Origin of the sequence: Hoyosella rhizosphaerae (genome assembly GCF_014643175.1) — a bacterium.
Taxonomy (GTDB): Bacteria; Actinomycetota; Actinomycetes; order Mycobacteriales; family Mycobacteriaceae; genus Lolliginicoccus; species Lolliginicoccus rhizosphaerae.
Genome location: NZ_BMJH01000002.1, coordinates 276619 through 293803, shown reverse-complemented (window position 1 = coordinate 293803; position 17185 = coordinate 276619). Strand labels below are relative to the sequence as shown.

18 protein-coding genes, 1 tRNA gene and 1 other RNA gene are annotated in these 17185 nt (G+C 58.6%); 6 read left to right on the top strand and 14 right to left on the bottom strand.

The features are described from left to right. Positions 1 to 241: 241 nt before the first annotated feature. The 3 genes from IEW73_RS09530 (at position 242) to IEW73_RS09520 (ending at position 3260) form a co-directional block, all read left to right on the top strand. Positions 242 to 1681: a threonine/serine exporter family protein gene (locus IEW73_RS09530; protein WP_188673803.1), complete on the top strand. Its 1440-nt coding sequence runs from the start codon at positions 242 to 244 to the stop codon at positions 1679 to 1681. Positions 1682 to 1786: 105 nt separating this feature from the next. Continuing rightward, a complete protein-coding gene (locus IEW73_RS09525; protein ID WP_188673801.1) occupies positions 1787 to 2194 on the top strand; it encodes a hypothetical protein in 408 nt (135 codons plus the stop codon). Further along, positions 2178 to 3260, top strand: a complete 1083-nt coding sequence (locus IEW73_RS09520; RefSeq protein WP_188673799.1) for a PQQ-dependent sugar dehydrogenase — start codon at positions 2178 to 2180, stop codon at positions 3258 to 3260. Before IEW73_RS09525 ends, IEW73_RS09520 begins: the two co-directional genes overlap by 17 nt. Before the next feature lie 11 nt (positions 3261 to 3271). Here IEW73_RS09520 and IEW73_RS09515 read toward each other — a convergent pair whose 3' ends face one another. After that, positions 3272 to 3862: a hypothetical protein gene (locus IEW73_RS09515; RefSeq protein ID WP_188673797.1), complete on the bottom strand. Its 591-nt coding sequence runs from the start codon at positions 3860 to 3862 to the stop codon at positions 3272 to 3274. Positions 3863 to 4228: 366 nt separating this feature from the next. Between IEW73_RS09515 and IEW73_RS09510 the strand changes: the two genes are divergently transcribed. After that, entirely contained in the window at positions 4229 to 5014 is a 786-nt protein-coding gene (locus IEW73_RS09510) for a BatA domain-containing protein (protein WP_188673794.1), read from the top strand. A 362-nt stretch (positions 5015 to 5376) separates the two neighbouring features. Here IEW73_RS09510 and IEW73_RS09505 read toward each other — a convergent pair whose 3' ends face one another. From IEW73_RS09505 to IEW73_RS09490, 4 genes are all read right to left on the bottom strand, one after another. Then, entirely contained in the window at positions 5377 to 5685 is a 309-nt protein-coding gene (locus IEW73_RS09505; protein WP_188673791.1) for a hypothetical protein, read from the bottom strand. A gap of 129 nt (positions 5686 to 5814) precedes the next feature. Next, positions 5815 to 6477, bottom strand: coding sequence for a methionine ABC transporter permease (locus IEW73_RS09500; RefSeq protein WP_188673788.1), 663 nt, complete (start codon positions 6475 to 6477; stop codon positions 5815 to 5817). A gap of 2 nt (positions 6478 to 6479) precedes the next feature. Beyond that, on the bottom strand, positions 6480 to 7517 hold the full coding sequence (locus IEW73_RS09495; RefSeq protein ID WP_188673785.1) for a methionine ABC transporter ATP-binding protein: 1038 nt from the start codon (positions 7515 to 7517) through the stop codon (positions 6480 to 6482). Further along, positions 7514 to 8368: a MetQ/NlpA family ABC transporter substrate-binding protein gene (locus IEW73_RS09490; protein WP_188674997.1), complete on the bottom strand. Its 855-nt coding sequence runs from the start codon at positions 8366 to 8368 to the stop codon at positions 7514 to 7516. The genes IEW73_RS09495 and IEW73_RS09490 overlap by 4 nt, the downstream gene beginning before the upstream one ends. Positions 8369 to 8677: 309 nt before the next feature. Here IEW73_RS09490 and IEW73_RS09485 point away from each other — a divergent pair, with 309 nt between their 5' ends. Both IEW73_RS09485 and IEW73_RS09480 read left to right on the top strand, forming a co-directional pair. Next, a complete protein-coding gene (locus IEW73_RS09485; protein WP_188673782.1) occupies positions 8678 to 9196 on the top strand; it encodes a cysteine dioxygenase in 519 nt (172 codons plus the stop codon). Then, entirely contained in the window at positions 9193 to 9585 is a 393-nt protein-coding gene (locus tag IEW73_RS09480) for a rhodanese-like domain-containing protein (RefSeq protein WP_188673777.1), read from the top strand. The genes IEW73_RS09485 and IEW73_RS09480 overlap by 4 nt, the downstream gene beginning before the upstream one ends. A 202-nt stretch (positions 9586 to 9787) precedes the next feature. On the opposite strand, the gene IEW73_RS09475 is transcribed toward IEW73_RS09480, so the two are convergent. The 9 genes from IEW73_RS09475 to IEW73_RS09435 all read right to left on the bottom strand — a co-directional run bounded on the left by IEW73_RS09475 (position 9788) and on the right by IEW73_RS09435 (position 17123). Further along, positions 9788 to 9860 (bottom strand) — tRNA-Ala (locus tag IEW73_RS09475). Between the two features lie 68 nt (positions 9861 to 9928). After that, positions 9929 to 10672 (bottom strand): DsbA family protein, encoded by a 744-nt coding sequence (locus IEW73_RS09470; RefSeq protein WP_188673774.1) that lies wholly within the window; start codon positions 10670 to 10672, stop codon positions 9929 to 9931. Between the two features lie 98 nt (positions 10673 to 10770). After that, complete coding sequence (locus tag IEW73_RS09465) at positions 10771 to 11976, bottom strand: NupC/NupG family nucleoside CNT transporter (protein WP_188673771.1); 1206 nt, start codon at positions 11974 to 11976, stop codon at positions 10771 to 10773. A 168-nt stretch (positions 11977 to 12144) separates the two neighbouring features. Next, positions 12145 to 12512: a transfer-messenger RNA gene (gene ssrA, locus IEW73_RS09460) on the bottom strand. Between the two features lie 55 nt (positions 12513 to 12567). Continuing rightward, positions 12568 to 13044: an SsrA-binding protein SmpB gene (smpB, locus tag IEW73_RS09455; protein ID WP_188673769.1), complete on the bottom strand. Its 477-nt coding sequence runs from the start codon at positions 13042 to 13044 to the stop codon at positions 12568 to 12570. 84 nt (positions 13045 to 13128) lie between these two features. Continuing rightward, the gene (gene ftsX / locus IEW73_RS09450; protein WP_188673766.1) at positions 13129 to 14031 is read right to left on the bottom strand and encodes a permease-like cell division protein FtsX; all 903 of its coding nucleotides are present in this window, start codon (positions 14029 to 14031) and stop codon (positions 13129 to 13131) included. Beyond that, positions 14028 to 14720, bottom strand: a complete 693-nt coding sequence (ftsE, locus tag IEW73_RS09445) for a cell division ATP-binding protein FtsE (RefSeq protein ID WP_188673763.1) — start codon at positions 14718 to 14720, stop codon at positions 14028 to 14030. Before ftsE ends, ftsX begins: the two co-directional genes overlap by 4 nt. Positions 14721 to 14780: 60 nt before the next feature. Then, entirely contained in the window at positions 14781 to 15896 is a 1116-nt protein-coding gene (gene prfB, locus IEW73_RS09440; RefSeq protein ID WP_188674994.1) for a peptide chain release factor 2, read from the bottom strand. Positions 15897 to 15956: 60 nt separating this feature from the next. Continuing rightward, positions 15957 to 17123: a GTP-binding protein gene (locus tag IEW73_RS09435; RefSeq protein ID WP_229675896.1), complete on the bottom strand. Its 1167-nt coding sequence runs from the start codon at positions 17121 to 17123 to the stop codon at positions 15957 to 15959. Between the last annotated feature and the right edge of the window lie 62 nt (positions 17124 to 17185).

The window sequence follows — 17185 nt, the reverse complement described above, 5'->3', positions numbered from 1 at the left end:
CGACTCACGCCACACGCAACTGTCGGAAAACCTACGTACCCACGTACTTCTATCGTGGTGCACCGTACGTTACCGGTATGACAACTTTTGTCCGAGCCGCGACGAGGCATGTCTCCACAGGCAACTAACCGTCTCCGTTCGCTATTGGCCGCATAAATCGCCATGATTGGTGGGGCTCCGCAGACGAAGCCAACCGCCCAGGAACACGACTGGGCACAAGCGGGAAGGGAATGCGCGCGGGATGAAATGGGTGCAACGGCTAGCAAAAGCAACGCTAGGTGGTGAAGCCGGTAATTACGCCACCATCGATACTGCGGCAACCCCCGCGATTCTGCCCCTCCAACCCATCGACCTCACCGACGACGCCGCCGTGACCGAGGCTCTCGACCTTGCAGTGCGCGTAGGAGCTGTGTTGCTCGACTCGGGCACCGGGGCCATCGACACGCAGTGGCACACACAATTTGTTGCCTCAACGTACGGGCTCGAACAATGCGAAGTTGACGTCACCTACAACGCAATTGTCATCACTGCACACCGAGGCCCAACATTGCCTCCCGCCACAACGATGCGCGTTGTCCACCACAGGTCGCTCGACTTCACCCGTCTCTCCGCAGTCGACCATCTCATTCGTCAAATGCGCAACCGGCTCCTGTCCCCCGCGCAAGCGCACCGCATCCTCGACACAATCGTGTCCGCACCGCACCCCTACCCCAGGTGGGTAGCGACAGCAGCGTGGGCCGGGATGGCAGCTGCAGTAGCGTTCCTGCTCGGCGCTGCCCCCATAATCGCGCTCGTTGCCTTCTTCACCACCATCGTCATCTACCGCACAAACCTTTACCTCAATAAGCTGGGCCTTCCGCTGTTCTACCAGCAGGTTGTTGGCGGCATGATCGCCACCGTTCCGGCGCCCATCGTGTATCAGTTTCGCGACGTACTCGGCATTGAAGTTTTCCCATCCCAAATCGTCGCGACCGGCATCATCGTGTTGCTCGCCGGACTCTCCCTAGTCGGCTCGGTACAAGACGCCATCACCGGGGCGCCCATTACCGCATCAGCGCGGCTACTTGAAGTCATGGTGATGACCGGTGGCATCATCACCGGCGTTGCCATAACCCTCCAGCTCAGCCAACAGCTTGGCGTCGATATGCCGATGCTAGGCACAACCTTCATTCAAGGTTTCACCCGAATACCAGTCCAGATCATTGCCGGAGCTGCGGCAGCGATGTTTTTCGCCCTCGCAAGCTACGCAGAACGCCGAGCCCTCACCGCCGCCGCATTCGGTGGCGGAGCCGGAATGGCAGTTTTCCTGGTTGTACTCAACGCCTCCGCAGGCACCATCGCCGCAGCCGGAACAGCAGCCATTCTCGTCGGGTTTGCAGGCGGATTGATGGCTCGCCGAGCCCTCGTCCCACCGCTAGTTGTCGCCGTCGCAGGAATCACACCACTCCTCCCAGGACTGTCGGTGTACCGCGGGCTGTACAGCCTCGTCGCCGACGACCGAATCGAAGGCCTATCGAACCTCGCGAACGCATTCGCCATCGGAGGTGCACTTGCCGCCGGGGTTGTGCTCGGCGAATGGATGGCACGTACCCTGCGCCGACCTCAAGTGACCTTCAGACCACCCACGGTGCCCACTCGCTTCCTGTCCCGCCCATGGCAAAAACCCAACAGACAGCCGTAGGGCTTCTGGGCGCGACTTAGTCCCGAGAAAACACAGCCGATTTTGGTACCGCTCTGTGAAACAACATGGCAGGCTTGAATGGTCGACGTCTGCTGAGAGGTAAACATGAGCTCAAACAACAATCAAACGGCACCAGAAAAGGCAATTGACGACGCAATCGTTGCCCTCGAAACTGAAAGCCGCGAAAAATCAGGCCTACCAAAGAAGGTTCGACAAGCAGGAGTCGTCGGACTCGCTGCCACACGCGGACCCGTCGGGCTTGGTGTTCTTGCTGCTCAAAAAGCCCGCAAAGTACGTAAAGCAAAGAAGAACGACAAAATCGATGCCGCAGCTAACGGCACACCCAAACGTCGACGGTCACGCAAAGTACGTGCCGCCCAAGTACTCATCGGTATCACCGGCGCCATCGGGCTCGCCGGTATAGCGACCTACATGGCAAAACACTGGGAAGAGCTCTCCGAAGATGGTGTCGAAATGCCGAACATCAACCTTGGGTATGACAGCCAGACATAAACCCGCGTTACCTTTGCGCCGCACCATCGCCGTCATCGCAGTCACCAGCGCACTCACGGCGGGGTGCGGCGCTCAGCGCAGTACCGAACCAGCAAACGCGGCAACAACGATTGCCGACCGACTGTCCGTTCCCTGGGACATCGACTTTCTTCCCGACGGCACCCCACTAGTCACTGAACGCGACACCGGAAACATCAAATCCCTCCAGAATGGGTCAGCAGCCACCATCGGCACCATCGCCGACATCGACAATGAGGGAGAAGGCGGACTTCTCGGCCTGGCCGTATCCCCTACCTTCAACGACGACCAATACGTCTACCTCTACTTCACTGCTGCCGAAGACAATCGGATCGTTCGTGCAGAACACCGCGACGGCCAACTCGTCAACCTAAATCCCATCCTCAAAGGCATACCCCGCGCGCGCATACACAACGGGGGCGCGCTCATCTTCGGCCCAGACAACTTCCTCTACGCCGCCACCGGTGACGCAGCCGAACCCGCCCTCGCGCAAGACCCGAACTCACTGGCGGGCAAAATCTTGCGAATCACAACCGACGGGAAAGCAGCCGCAAACAACCCCACACCCGGCTCGCCCATCTTTAGCCTCGGCCACCGAAACATCCAAGGACTCACCTTCGACTCAGACAACCAACTGTGGGCGTCAGAACTCGGAGCCAACGCGTGGGATGAACTCAACCTCATCACCCCCGGCGGCAACTACGGATGGCCCCGCGTCGAAGGGATCAGCGACGACGATCAATTCCTCAACCCCATCCACGTCTGGCGCCCCACCGACGCATCACCAGCAGGAATCGCAATCCTCGACGACACCCTCTACATGGCCGCGCTCCGCGGTCAACGCCTCTGGGCAGTCCCCCTCAACGGCGATGCGCAACCATACGCGCTGCACACCAACCACTATGGCCGACTACGTGCAGTGACCACGACGCCGCAGGGCGAACTTTGGGTCAGCACAAGCAACCGCGACGGACGCGGCAACCCCGCCACCCTCGACGACCGAATCCTCCGGATCAACCCTGAATCGGGCTCAGGCTCAGGCGAATAATTGTTGGCGCACTAGATCTCCGCAGAATCAATCAACGGGCCCAAATCCACATCCCGCGCCGCCACAATATGAGGTTTCGTGATCTCCTCACGAATATACCGAGCCACGAAACGCTGCACCTCAGACTCCATACCGGACACCAGCTGCAACACACTCGACGCCACACCCTCAGCACGCACACTCACCGCCACATCCCCACGCGACGGCGGATCCACATCCACCACCACCCGCAACGGCTCAGCAGCCCGCGCAGTCAACCGCAAATCAGCACGCACATCCGCCCTAAAACGATGCACAGTGCCCGTCAACCGCACAACAAACTTCAAATCCACCGGAATGCTCAACCGAAACCGCAACGGCTCCTCATCCGACAACCGCGTCACCACAGGGTCCTTCACCACCCCATGCGCCGTCACCTTCGCAATCCGCCCCGGACCAGCACCAATCGGACCGAACTCAATTGGGGCGCCCGTAATACTCGACACCGCCCCAAGAATCCGCTCATCCGAAATCGCCCGACGAAAAAACGCCAACCCGAAATCCGCATACGACACAAACTCTGGATCCAACGCACCACTCTGTGCGCCACGCTCAGCAGCCATGACCCCAAACTACTCCCAGCGCATTCTCCGTTTTCGTACACCCCCGGAAAGGGCTTGCCAGTCGTACCGCAAACATTGAAACAAACTCAATGTTGACGTCTAGCTAAGTACAGGTCGGTTCATTACTTGACGACCTTAGAATCTCATCCCGCCGAAAAGCTGATCTGGTGCACTTGCACTGCCCGCCGAGGAAATGCTGCGAGTCGAATACGGCGCTCGCTTGAGTTATCTGGGCTGCAGCGAACTCGTCAACATGCCCGGCGGAGACGATCTCGCTTCGGTTACGACGGGGAGTATTCCGCGGTCCCACCCGGAGCTAAGACAGACAATATGGGAAAACACGACAACGGAAAGAACTACACACCGATGACTCAGCCACAGCACCCACAGACCCCAACGCCTGAACAGCGTGGCCCGAGAAAGCGAAAGAAGTGGCCTTGGATCGTCGGAGCATTGGTCGTAATACTACTAATCTTCGCTATAGCCTCACCCAGCCCCGAAGACGGTGACACGCCTTCGGCTGGCGCAGAGGAAGAACCAAGTGAGATAACCCCGGAAACGGAAGACTCTGCAGCACTACCCGAACTGGAAGTCATTTTCGAGCCCGACCCAATTGTCATTTCCGGCGTTGGTCAGACCGCCACGGATTCGTTCCTGATCGAGGGCGGAGCAACAAAATTCACGATGAGTCACGACGGCGCGAGCAACTTCCAAGCTATAGTTCTCGACTTTGCAACCGGTGATCGGGCAGGGTCTTCACTCGTCAACGAAATCGGCACTTTCAGGGGATCCACTATCCGACACCTTCCCGCAGGGGAGTTCGTCATTGATGTGCGTGCCGATGGCCCTTGGGAGCTCCTTATCGAGCAACCTCGGCCCACAGATGGGCCTGTTGGTGGATCATTCTCTGGTCAAGGGATGGAGGCCGTAGGGCCAATCCGAGTGAGTGGCGGACTTACGCGAGTCGAACTATCACACGATGGCAGCAGCAACTTCCAGGTCAGCTTCATCGACAGTCAGGGAAACCGTGCCGGGCGATCGCTTGTCAACGAAATTGGGGCATTCAGCGGGTCGACGACGGCTTCACTCGGCGCTGGTTTGTACTGGCTCGACGTGAATGCGGACGGGCCATGGACGATCAACCTCAGTTGAGTACCGGCTTCCGCATTGCCAACTTCGCTGTGAAAACTGCGAAGTTGGCAATCTTGTTTCAGTAACACTGAGCTGCGTTGCCAGTACTAGCGAACCTCAGAGCGACTACAGAGCATCTTGGCAAACTGGGGGGGAGTTGCCACCACGCCTGTGCCTGTATAGGCCCATGTGCGCCTCCGCATTGCCGCTTCAAATGCTCCGGCGATCTGGCAATGCGGACGACAGGGGTGCTGTTTCTGGCGCGCCGTTCGCCCTACTGCCCTGTGGTCAACATACGCAAGACTTCACCGCTCCGCGGAGTCGAAGTCTGCTGATTGGCATCGCGAGTTTGTCCATGCTGCTTCGGGAATCCCGATGGCTACTCAGCTAAGTGCGGTCAGCGCCACGAGCAGGCTGACACTCACTGCGACCGAGCTGAAGGCAAATAATGCGTAGCGAGCTGACTCGCTGGTTACCTTCTCTCGATGCTTAATGATCCGATTCAGCGCGAAAGAACTGAGAATCCCGCATGCCCCGGCAAACATTACGGATACCCCGGCCAGCTCAGTTTGCGATCCACTCGAGGCCAGTACGACCCACGCAATTCCCGACACAAGGGCAAGGCTTGCCATCCCGTATGCGACACCGCGAGCAGGCGATGGGTTCACTGCGTTACTCGGTTTCTTTGCCACCATTCTAGGCTCGCACGTCTGACGTACTGATACCCACCGAGAACACATCGACAGGTGCCACAGCAGCTAAACCTACGGGTCAGAGCGTTATGCACTGGGGTTCCGAAGTCGCTGTGATCCTCCACGCTGTCAGCGCCGCAACACTTTGCGGGCAGTCCAATTGCCGAGGAACTGAATGGCCTGCACTCCGACGATGATGATCAGCATCGCCACGAGGGTCACGTTCCAGTCGAAACGCTGGTAGCCGTAAACCAGTGCGAAATTGCCAAGACCGCCGCCACCCACAATGCCAGCCATGGCGGACATGTCTACGATCGCAATTACCACGAAGGTGTAACCCAAAATCAACGGACCGAGAGCCTCCGGTATCAGCAGCGTGAAAATGATCCGCAGCGGCCCAGCCCCCATCGCTCGGGCGGCCTCGATGACACCGGGGTCCACTGTCACCAAATTTTGCTCAACAATCCTGGCGATCCCGAACGAGGCCGCCACAATCATCACGAATACTGCCGCCCCCGTGCCGATCGTGGTGCCCACCACCGCTAAGGTGACCGGGCCAAGAGCTGCCAGCAGAATGATAAACGGGATCGGCCGCACGATATTGACCACGACATTTAGCAGTACATAAATCGGGGTGTTCGCCAGCAGGCCACCCTTGCGAGTGGTGTACAGGGCGGTGCCGATGGCCAAGCCGATCAGCCCGCCAACAACAAAGGTGACCGCCACCAGATAGATGGAGGTACCGATCGCTTCGATGAGGATAGGACTTAGCTTCTCCCAGTCCGTCTGCATGCCTACCCCTTTCCACCCTGCCTGAGGCCGGCGATCACCGCGTCGACAACATCGTCCGGGCCGTCCAGGGCAAAGGTGAGGCTGCCGAAGGTCCTTTCCTGCAGGATGCCGACTCCTCCGTACACCACTTCGAACTGCACGCCGACGCGAGCAGCAGCGGTCAGGGCGGCGCCGACATTGCTCTTGTCGTCAACGTCGACGGTCACCAACCGGCCGGTGTGACGGTCACCGAGGCGCCTCAACTCCTCGGCTTCTGGCCGATTGCACAGCACAGTGTCCACGAACGATCGCGCGGGCGCAGATTTGGGGTCAGCGAACACATCAAACGTGCTGGCTACTTCCACAATTCGTCCCTCGGCCAGGACCGCCACCCGGTCCGCGACAGCACGGATAACTTCCATCTCATGAGTAATCACGACGATCGTTACGCCAAGTTCAGCATTGACCTTCTTCAGCAGCCGCAGGACTTCACTAGTGGTCTCCGGGTCCAGGGCCGACGTTGACTCATCGGCGAGAAGCAAAGATGGCGAGGTCGCTAGCGCACGCGCGATTCCGACCCGCTGCTTCTGCCCACCAGAGAGTTGATCGGGATAATTGCGGGCCTTGTCGGCCAGCCCAACAAACTCCAGCAGCTCAGCTACCCGCTTTTTGCGCTCAGCACGCGGCCATCCGGCCACCTTCAACGGATACTCAATATTGCCGGCCGCGGTGCGCGAACGGAACAAGTTGAACTGCTGGAACACCATGCCGATATCGCGTCGCAGATGCCGTACCTTGCGCTCCGGCACACCGGTGATGGGTGTGCCGGAAATCAAGACAGTACCGCTGGTCGGTTTCTCCAGTCCGTTTATGAGCCGAACCAGGGTGCTCTTGCCCGCACCGGAGTAGCCGATCACGCCGAAGATCTCCCCCGGCTCAATGAGCAGATCGATATCGGCTAGTGCGTGGTGTTCTTGCTTACCTGTGCGGAAGACCTTGGTGACACCGCGAAACTCGACAGCAGGCGCAACGCCGCGAGATCCGGCCACTTGCTCGTTCATTGCCCGTCGCGGATGTTCTGCTCCACCCGCCGCAGAATCTCCGTCAGTGCCGCCTCGTCTTTGATGACCTCCACCGCAGTCCCCTTCGACGTCTCCGACACTGCGGCCTGCACGGCAGGGTCGTGCCAGATTTCCACCAACCGCAGATAGGTTTCGTTTCCGGTGGCGTCGGCCCTGGTGACAAACACGTTTATATACGGTTCGGCACCCGGACTGTTGGGGTCGTCTTGGTAAAGGGCAGACTTCGGGTCGATGCCTGATCGTTCCAGATAGGTGTTGTTGACCACCGAGCCATCCACCGAGTTCAGTGACAGCGCCGTCTGGGCTGCGTCTACCGGTGTGACCTTGACCTTCGACGCACCGGCATCGATATCGGCCGGAGTCGGCGACTTGGCCTCCGGATCCAACGTCAACAGGCCCGCTGCCTCCAGTACGAACAGGGCGCGCGCCTGATTGCTCGGGTCGTTGGGGATGGCGATCTCGCCGCCCTGCGGGATGTCTTCGACCGAGCCGTGCTTCTTGGAGTACAGCCCAAGCGGCACAACCTGGGTGGCACCGATCGGGGTCAGATCGTCGGCGTTGGCCACGTTGTATCCACCCAGGTACTGCAGGTGTTGGAACAGATTCACATCAATCTGCCCCTGCGCGAGCGCAATGTTGGGCTGCGAGTAGTCGGAGTAGGTTTGAATTTGCAGGGTAATCCCCTGTTCGGCAGCCTTCTCCTTAAATACATCCCATTCGGCCGACGACTCTGTGGTGCCGATCCGCACCACTGGTCCCCCCTCATCATCAGCCGAGCTGCAGCCTGCGAGGGTGGTTGCTGTCAATGCCGCCAAAATCGGGATCACCATTGCGCTCTTGAACTTCACTCGAACCCCCGGTTGCTTGTCGCGATTGAACCTCGCCAAACTAGCCCCCGCGGAAGTCGCTCGACAACAGTTCTAATCATGGTGATCCGAATGCCTGCACCGAGTCTCGTCGTGTCCCGGACGATTCGGTCGGCGAAGATAAAGCCGACAATCTGACACAGGGACGCGACCACCCTGAACTGCGCAAATGGGGTTTGGGGTCAGCCTGAGTTTGACTCTTCCCCCACCGTGAGGATCGGCATACCTTGGTGCGATACATACAGGCGAATCGCCAAACAGATTGGAGCACCGATGACCACCGCCGTCGCCACTAAACCGGATATCCAAATACACCCTGGGGTTGATTCGCCATTCCTGCGCGCCGTTCTTCACCCGACCCGTGCGTTGTGGACACCGACCGAACTCCGTGGACTCACCGCATCGATCCACCAGAATCTCGCACCAAGTTTGCTGGATCTGGCCCGCTTCGGCACCGATCAAAGATGGTGGACTCGACTCGCGCTGACCGGCGGCGTTGAGGTATGGCTGCTGTCCTGGGCACCCGGACAGGGAACCGAACCCCACGACCACGGTGGTGCTTCGGGTGCGTTCACTGTCGGACTCGGCACCCTCGACGAGGAGTTCCGCTTCCCCGGCGGATCAGTCCGCACCGCACAGTGGGAGGTCGGCGAGACAGTCGGCTTCGGACCGGATCGCGCCCATCGGGTGCACAACAGCGGCCCACGACACGCACTGTCCGTGCACGCCTATTCCCCGCCGCAACGACCCGTCCGCGACTATCGGGACCTGACCGACTTCACCGGCATATGAGCATCGACAAGATCCTGGAGCAGGCGCGAAGTGGTTTAGACCGTCTCTCGCCCGAGCAAGCGGCCAAACTTGCCCGCGTCGGTGGACTACTGGTGGACATCCGCCCTTACGCCAACAGGCTCGCAGAAGGCGAGATTCCCGGCTCTGTGGTGGTAGAGCGAATTGTGCTGGAATGGCGTTTCGATCCGACCAGTGAGCACCGGTTACCCGGCGTGAACGCAGACACCCCGGTGGTGGTGTTTTGCAATGCCGGATACGCATCGAGCCTCGCCGCCGCCGACCTTCGTCGGCTCGGACTGCACCGAGCCACCGACCTCATCGGGGGATTCCGGGCGTGGAAGACAACAGGTCTGCCCGTAATCGACGGCGGCTCCCCTGCGCTGCCGTAACTGACTACGGCTAGGGGCCGGCGATTCGTTCGCTCCGACGTGTGGCACAGCTGCCTTGACGTGTGGCACAGCCGTCCTTGGCGAAGGATCCTGCAATTCGAACGCCTATGGGTTCAAATGCAGGATCTTTCCAACTCCAGAACCAAACACAACGCAAACAGCCGAACCCCAAAAATGGGGTTCGGCTGTTTGAGATAAAAAGTGGAGCTAAGGGGACTCGAACCCCTGACCCCCACACTGCCAGTGTGGTGCGCTACCAGCTGCGCCATAGCCCCTAGTGCAACCAGATGTGTGGTCTGGTTGCTCGATCGAAGTTACACCAAGGGTGGTGCTTCTTCCAAATTTATTGGCTTGTGCCGGTGATGAGTTCGTTGAGCCAGTGTCGGCTTTCCCAGCTGACGAGTTCGCCGTTGTGGACTACGGTTGGTGTTCCTTCGCTGCCTGCCGAAATCATGGCTTCACGTGCGCTTTCGGTTTTTGCTTCTGCGTCGTCGATGAGGTCGCTGTTGGTGATGCAGGTGATTGCGTTGTCGTCGGCGCCTGCGTTTCGTGCGATGTCCGCGAGCTCGGTGGGGCTGAGTTCTTCTCGTCCGCGGGGCCGTTGTTCGAGTAGGTCGCTGTGGAAGGCGTGGAACACTGCGCCGTCGCCGGTGTTGGCGACGCAGGTTGCGGCTGCTGCTGCCCTGGTGGAGTAGGTTCCAGTTTCTGAGATGCGGTCAAGGATGGCGAGCGTGCGGTACTCGACTGCGAGGGAGCCTTCGTCTATGTGGCGGGCGATGTTCTGGCCGTAGAGGTGGTAGAAGCGTTGGCAGCCTTCGCATTTGTAGTCTTCGTACAGTTCGATGACTATGGGGGCGTCGTCTGAGCCGAGGCGGATGTAGCCGTTGTCGTCGATGGCGATTTCGGCTGCTTGCAGGTTGCCGTATCCGTCGTCGACGGGACTGCTGGTGCGCTGTTGCCATAGGTACATGAATAGAGATGCGATGAGCGCAAGGACGAGCGCTATTCCACCGAGGGTGTAGGTAAGTCTGTTTGAGGGTGGTTCGGGGGTATATGCGTTTTTCTTACTGCTCTTTTTCGAGCTCACCACTGTCCTCTCGTCACACGGCGTGCGCCGATACCAGGGTGCCACACCAGGACCGGGTGTCCGAATTGGTGCGGCACCCCCTGAACTAGCGCCCCGACTTAGATCAGTAGCCCGACCATCGTGGCGCTGATGAAGCTGACGAGCGTTGCACCGTAGACAAGTTTGAGGCCGAATCGGGCGATCGCGTCGCCTTGAGCGTTGGTGAGGCCTTTGACGGCTCCGGCAATAATTCCGATTGACGCGAAGTTCGCAAATGACACTAAGAAGACGGCCACAATTGCGTAGGTGCGTTCGGATAGTTCGTAGTCGCCTGCTGCGATTTGTGTCATCGCGACGAATTCGTTGGTGACGAGTTTTGTGGCCATCAAACTGCCTGCGTCTACTGCCTCGTTTAGCGGAACTCCAGTGAGTACTGCGAGTGGTGAGAAAACGTACCCGAGTACGTGCTGGAAGGTGACGCCGAAGATGCCGTTGAATATCCCGTTGACCATGGCGATGAGGGCCACAAAACCGATGAGCATGGCGGCAACTGTGACGGCGACGCGGAATCCGTCCCAGATGTATTCGGTGAGTGTTTCAAAGAACGTGCGGTGTTTAGCGTCAGGAAAGACGGCTACGTCCTCAGATGGTTCGAGGTCGTAGGGGTTGATGAGGGATACAACGATGAAGATGCCCAAGAAGTTGAGTGCAATGGCGGTGACAACGTAGCGGGGGTCCAAGAGCACCATGTAGGAGCCCATGATCGATGCGGATACGGTTGACATTGCTGCGGCCGCAAGGGTGTAGAGGCGCCGCTCATTCAGGTGCGTGAGCTGGTGTTTCAGTGAGATGAATACTTCCGACTGCCCTAGCAGCAGTGAGGCGGAGGCGCCGTATGATTCGAGCTTTCCCAAGCCGTTGATCTTGCCGACTGCGATGCCGAGGTAGCGGATGAATAGTGGCAGGATCTTTGACCATTCAAGTACACCAATCAGTGCGGAAATGAACACGATGGGCATGAGAACTGCCATGAAAAATGAGGGCGTTAATCCATTGGTGGCGTCTGCGTCGCCTGCGAGCCCTCCGAAAACGAAGGATGTGCCTGCAAAGGCGTAACCGAGAAGTGTGCCGAAAGCGGACGAAATACCATCGATAATGGTTTGTCCCACGGCGGTGCGAATCAATATAAATCCGAGCACCGCTTGCATGAGCAGCATGAGCGCTACGTATTTGAGTCGTGTTTTTGCCAGCTTACGGTCGTAACTTGCAGCCCATGCCAGGGCCATAAATACGCCGAGGCCTGCTACCCCAATCACATAGTGCATGCACCACAACCTCTCGCATGGGGCACCGCGTCACACGGTGCGTTGTTGTGCCGCAGCTATGCACAATGCGGCGAAAAAACAACTGTGTCGAACCTGCACCATTGTCGCAAGAGTTCATGACGAGAATGTGACGAAAAACGGCCCGGAATAGGATATTCCGGGCCGTTCTGGTGGAGCTGCCGGGAATTGAACCCGGGTCCTGTGTCACTTTGATGGGGCTTCTCCGTGCGCAGTCCACTATGTCTCTACTTGGATCTCACAGTCACGTGGACAAGCTGCGATGACGATCCCAGTCACTGTTTGATGTCCCCTACAACCCCGTGACCGGGCTGTAAGGTTTGTCCCTCTTGCGACGCCAGGGTCCGGGCCGAGGGCGCTCCCGGTCTGACGGACTTGCTGTCGCTTAGGCAGCGAGAGCGAAGTCGCGCTGAGTGTTCTCGGCGCTTATCATTTTGCAACGACGCTTACGGTGGTCTCTTGCCTGCACCGGCACGCTTCCCCCATCGCGATGTACCCAGTCGAAACCGATCAGCCCCTCGCGTGGGTTACTCACAGTGTAGCGGGTTACCGCGTCCACTGTCACACAGGTTTCTACCCTTTCATGCCCTTGATGCGGCGGCCGAACTCGCGGACAGCTTCACGTTCCGCGGTGCGGCGAGCCATGTCTTGGCGTTTGTCGTGCAGCTGCTTACCTCGTGCGAGTGCGAGTTCCACTTTGACGCGTCCATCGACGAAGTACATCGACAGTGGAACAAGCGTGAGACTGCCTTCCCGCGTCTTGCCGACGAGGTGCTCAATTTCACGTTTGTGCAGCAGAAGTTTGCGACTCCGCCGTGGTTCGTGGTTGGTCCACGTCCCGTGGTTGTACTCGGGAATGTGCAGGCCACGCAGCCAGACTTCGCCGTCGTCGACCGTCGCGAACGCGTCGAGGAGGGACGCTTTACCTTCGCGCAAGGTTTTTACTTCAGTGCCGAGCAGCGCCACTCCAGCCTCGTACACGTCGATGATGCTGTAGTCGTGACGGGCCTTCTTGTTTTGAGCGATGACCTTGCGGCCTTTCTCCTTCACCTCAAGGTCCCTTCTAAATGGTGATAATCAAGTGTTGACTATCCAACGATACGGGTCAGTGCAAGTAATTTTTTACTGTGACTACTATTCCCGCACGTAGAGCCGCAATGTTAGGTAACCAGTCGCGGCGGAGAGCACAGCCGCCAACCCGATCAGCAGTGGACTGATTGAGACAATCGCTGCGTTGGTTATGGGCGCAACAATGTTGGATTGGTACACCTCAGCGAGCATCGAGTCGACAAAAGCGTTCTTGGCGAGGAACAGTCCTCCCACAGCCAGCGCTGCGCCGGCCAGAGCGGCAACGACGGCTTCAAGTAGGAATGGCAGCTGCGTGTACCAGCGTGTGGCCCCGACGAGCCTCATGATGCTGACTTCGTCACGGCGAGTGAATGCGGTGATTTGGACCATGTTCGCAATCAGCATGAGCGCTGCTGCACCTTGAACGGTGGCGATGATGAATGCACCATTACGCAAGCCGTTGAGCACCGAAAATAGCCGTTGGACAAGCTCTTCTTGGTTGCGAACCGACTCCACCCCTGGGTACAGGGCAAATTCGTCGTAAATTGCCCCGAACTGTTCTGGGTCGTCCAGACGGACCAGGAATGAGGCTGGCAATGCTTCTGGACGAACGAGGTCGAGAATCTCTGGGTTGCTTGCGAAGGTGTCGCGGTAGATCGCAACAGCGTCGTCGCGGCTGATGTAGGTGACGTCGGTGACGCCTGGAAACTCGCGAAGGTCCTCGTCGAGGGTGGAACAGATTTCTGTCACGCAGCCTGGGTCGCTGGTACTGATGTCGTCGCTGAGGAACACCTCTACTTCAACATTGTCGAGGTACAACTTTTGGGTCTTGTTCGTCATGTCGATGACGAGGAGTCCGCCGCCGAAGATGCCCAGTGAGATCGCGGTGGTGATGACCATTGCGAGCGTCATCGTGATGTTTCTGCTGAGTCCGGAGAACACTTCACGGATGAGGAAGGTGAATCTCATGAGTGGGTCGCTCCGTAGTTTCCGGTGTGTTCGTCGCGAACGACGGCGCCGTTGTTGAGTTCGATGACACGTTTTTGCATGGCGTTGACGATGTGGTTGTCGTGGGTGGCCATCACAATGGTGGTTCCGGTGTTGTTGACCTTTTCGAGCAGGCGCATGATGTCGTCACTGGTGTCGGGGTCGAGGTTGCCCGTCGGTTCGTCAGCGAGCAAAACCTGCGGCTTGTTTACTATCGCCCGTGCGAGTGCGACGCGTTGTTGCTCGCCGCCAGACAGTTCGTCAGGCATGCGATGTTCTTTGCCGGTGAGTCCGACCTGGGCGAGGACTTCGGGTACTAGGTGGGATATTTCGCTCCGCGACTTCCCTATCACTGTCAGCGCGAATGCAATGTTTTCGGCAACATTCTTTTTCGGAAGCAACCGAAAGTCTTGGAACACGCACCCCACGGTTTGACGCAATTTCGGCACCTGCCGACCTGAAAGTTTGTTGACGTGAAAACCCGCGACGTGGATGTCTCCGCTGGTAGGGAGTTCGTCTCGCAGCAGTAGCCGCACGAGCGTGGACTTGCCAGACCCAGAGGGGCCCACGAGGAAAACGAACTCACCCGGTTCCACGGAAACGGTTACCTCGTCCAGAGCGGGATGTGTCGCGTTTTTATAACTTTTCGACACGCTCGATAGGTTGATCACGCCGCTGAGTGTATATTCCCGCGAGCTTCTCGGCACACCGGATGCACAGTGAGTAAGTCTCTACTCATCCGTGTCGCGCATGCGCCACCGAATTCCGGCTTCGAGGAACCGATCGATTCCACCATCAAGCACGTTAGACGGGTTATTCACTTCCAGTTCAGTGCGAAGATCTTTCACCATTTGGTATGGGTGCAAGACGTACGAACGCATTTGGTTGCCCCACGAGGAACCGGTGTCGCTCTTGAGGGCATCCATCTCAGCGCGCTCTTCAAGCCGTTTGCGTTCAAGAAGCTTGGCCTGCAGAACTCGCATGGCTGCGGCCTTGTTTTGCAGCTGCGACTTTTCGTTCTGACACGAGACGACAATGCCGGACGGAAGGTGGGTCAACCGGACGGCGGAGTCCGTGGTGTTCACAGACTGCCCGCCGGGGCCTGACGAGCGGAACACGTCAACGCGGAGGTCGCCGTCTGGGATCTCGATATGGTCGGTCGTTTCCACCACCGGTAGAACCTCAACCTCGGCGAACGACGTCTGACGCCGAGACTGGTTGTCGAAGGGGCTAATCCGCACCAGCCGGTGGGTGCCCTGCTCAACCGAGAGGGTTCCATACATGTAGGGCGCCTTGACTGCGAAGGTGGCGCTCTTGATGCCTGCCTCCTCAGCGTACGAGATGTCGTACACCTCTACTTTGTAGTCATGGCGCTCCGCCCAGCGGACGTACATGCGCATGAGCATCTCAGCCCAGTCCGCAGCATCGATTCCGCCAGCACCCGAGCGAATATTAACTAGCGCCTCACGCTGGTCGTATTCACCCGAAAGCAGGGTGCGGACCTCTAGTAGTTCGATGTCATCGCGTAACGCCGCACGCTCTGCGTCAGCATCAGCGATGGCTTCGGCGGCGGCGTCGCCTTCCTCTGCCTCAGCGAGTTCGTACATGATGGGCAGATCGTCGAGCCGCTGCCGGAGCGCTGAAATTCGCCGTAACTCGCCCTGGGCGTAGGACAGTTGACTCGTGACGTGTTGAGCGTGTTCCTGGTTGTCCCAGAGGTCTGGTGACGATGCCTGGTCTTCGAGTTCACGAATACGACGCGTCAATTCTTCAACATCAACAACCGCCTCAACTGTTTTCAGTGTGAAGTCGAGGTCGGTGAGATCTGCAGAAACATCAGGATGCACAGTCACCTAGCCTACCTGCTCCGCGATGGCACCTTAACGCCCATGGAGCGAGCGCCAGCATCAGTGTTGATGTACCAGTTCCGCCACTTCCCACCGAGGAAACGGGTCGGGGTACTTACGCCACTCCTGTGGCCCGGCGATGAGTTCGTCATCGGTGAGCAGCGCTCCTTGCAGTAGCTCTGCCGGCTTGCTGCGATCCAGACGAAGCCCAATGATGACGATTTCTTGCCCAGGGGCGACCTCGACGTCGCGCCACCGCTGCGCTGGTTCGATCGTCAAGTTTGGGCCCGCCTGCGACCACACGGCGGCAAACGGATCGCGGGAGGCCAGCCAGCAGAATCCTTTGCTCCGGAGAACACCTTTGAGTTGCATGATGGCGTCCGCGAGACGGCCTGGATGGAAGGGGCGATTGGCCCGGAAGGTGAGGCTGCTGATTCCGTATTCTTCAGTTTCGGGGGTGTGTCCACCTGCGATTTCTTCGGCCCACCCTTCTGTTTCGGCTGCCTTTGCGCGATCGAACAGTCCGGTGTTCAGGACCGCGTCGAGCGAAACAGCACCGCGGGTGGTGCGCAGGATCGTCGCATGCGGGTTGAGGCGTTTGACTGTGGCTTCGACGACTCCGAGCATCGATTCAGTGACCAGGTCAGCTTTGTTGATGAGGATGACGTTGGCGAACTCGACCTGGTCAACGAGCAGGTCCGAGATGCTGCGCTCGTCCCCCTCCCCTGCTTCAAGGTCGCGCTGCGCGAGCTTTTCTCCGCGAGCAAGTTCTGGCAGGAATGTTGAAGCATCGACAACGGTCACCATGGTGTCGAGATGCGCAATGTCACCGAGGCAGAAGCCACCCTCGAATTCCCATTCGAATGTTGCCGCCACAGGCATTGGTTCGGAGATACCCGTCGATTCGATGAGCACATAGTCGAATCGCCCTTCCTTTGCGAGCTTCGCTACCGACTCGACGAGGTCTTCACGCAGCGTGCAGCAGATGCACCCGTTGGTGAGTTCAACGAGTTTTTCTTCTGTGCGATCAAGGTGCGCGGTGCCAGCTAGTGGCCCGTCGATGAGTTGCGCGTCAATGTTGACTTCGCTCATGTCGTTCACGATGACGGCTACTCTGCGGCCTTCTCGGTTACCGAGAACGTGGTTAAGCAGGGTGGTTTTGCCGGCACCTAGGAATCCAGAAAGGACTGTGACGGGGATTTTTGTGGTTTCGGGGGCTGCGTTCACCGTTTTAATGATAATGATTATCATCCCGATTGCCAAGGTGGGCGCTGCCGTCACGCTTATCA

Bases quoted from the DNA above. Each gene is read 5' to 3' on its own strand.
- IEW73_RS09500 (WP_188673788.1), bottom strand. From the start codon at position 6,477: ATGCAGACGGACTGGGAGAAGCTAAGTCCTATCCTCATCGAAGCGATC.
- IEW73_RS09490 (WP_188674997.1), bottom strand. From the start codon at position 8,368: ATGGTGATCCCGATTTTGGCGGCATTGACAGCAACCACCCTCGCAGGC.
- IEW73_RS09485 (WP_188673782.1), top strand. From the start codon at position 8,678: ATGACCACCGCCGTCGCCACTAAACCGGATATCCAAATACACCCTGGG.
- IEW73_RS09520 (WP_188673799.1), top strand. From the start codon at position 2,178: ATGACAGCCAGACATAAACCCGCGTTACCTTTGCGCCGCACCATCGCC.
- IEW73_RS09480 (WP_188673777.1), top strand. From the start codon at position 9,193: ATGAGCATCGACAAGATCCTGGAGCAGGCGCGAAGTGGTTTAGACCGT.
- IEW73_RS09515 (WP_188673797.1), bottom strand. From the start codon at position 3,862: ATGGCTGCTGAGCGTGGCGCACAGAGTGGTGCGTTGGATCCAGAGTTT.
- IEW73_RS09465 (WP_188673771.1), bottom strand. From the start codon at position 11,976: ATGCACTATGTGATTGGGGTAGCAGGCCTCGGCGTATTTATGGCCCTG.
- ftsX (WP_188673766.1), bottom strand. From the start codon at position 14,031: ATGAGATTCACCTTCCTCATCCGTGAAGTGTTCTCCGGACTCAGCAGA.
- IEW73_RS09525 (WP_188673801.1), top strand. From the start codon at position 1,787: ATGAGCTCAAACAACAATCAAACGGCACCAGAAAAGGCAATTGACGAC.
- IEW73_RS09495 (WP_188673785.1), bottom strand. From the start codon at position 7,517: ATGAACGAGCAAGTGGCCGGATCTCGCGGCGTTGCGCCTGCTGTCGAG.
- IEW73_RS09510 (WP_188673794.1), top strand. From the start codon at position 4,229: ATGACTCAGCCACAGCACCCACAGACCCCAACGCCTGAACAGCGTGGC.
- IEW73_RS09530 (WP_188673803.1), top strand. From the start codon at position 242: ATGAAATGGGTGCAACGGCTAGCAAAAGCAACGCTAGGTGGTGAAGCC.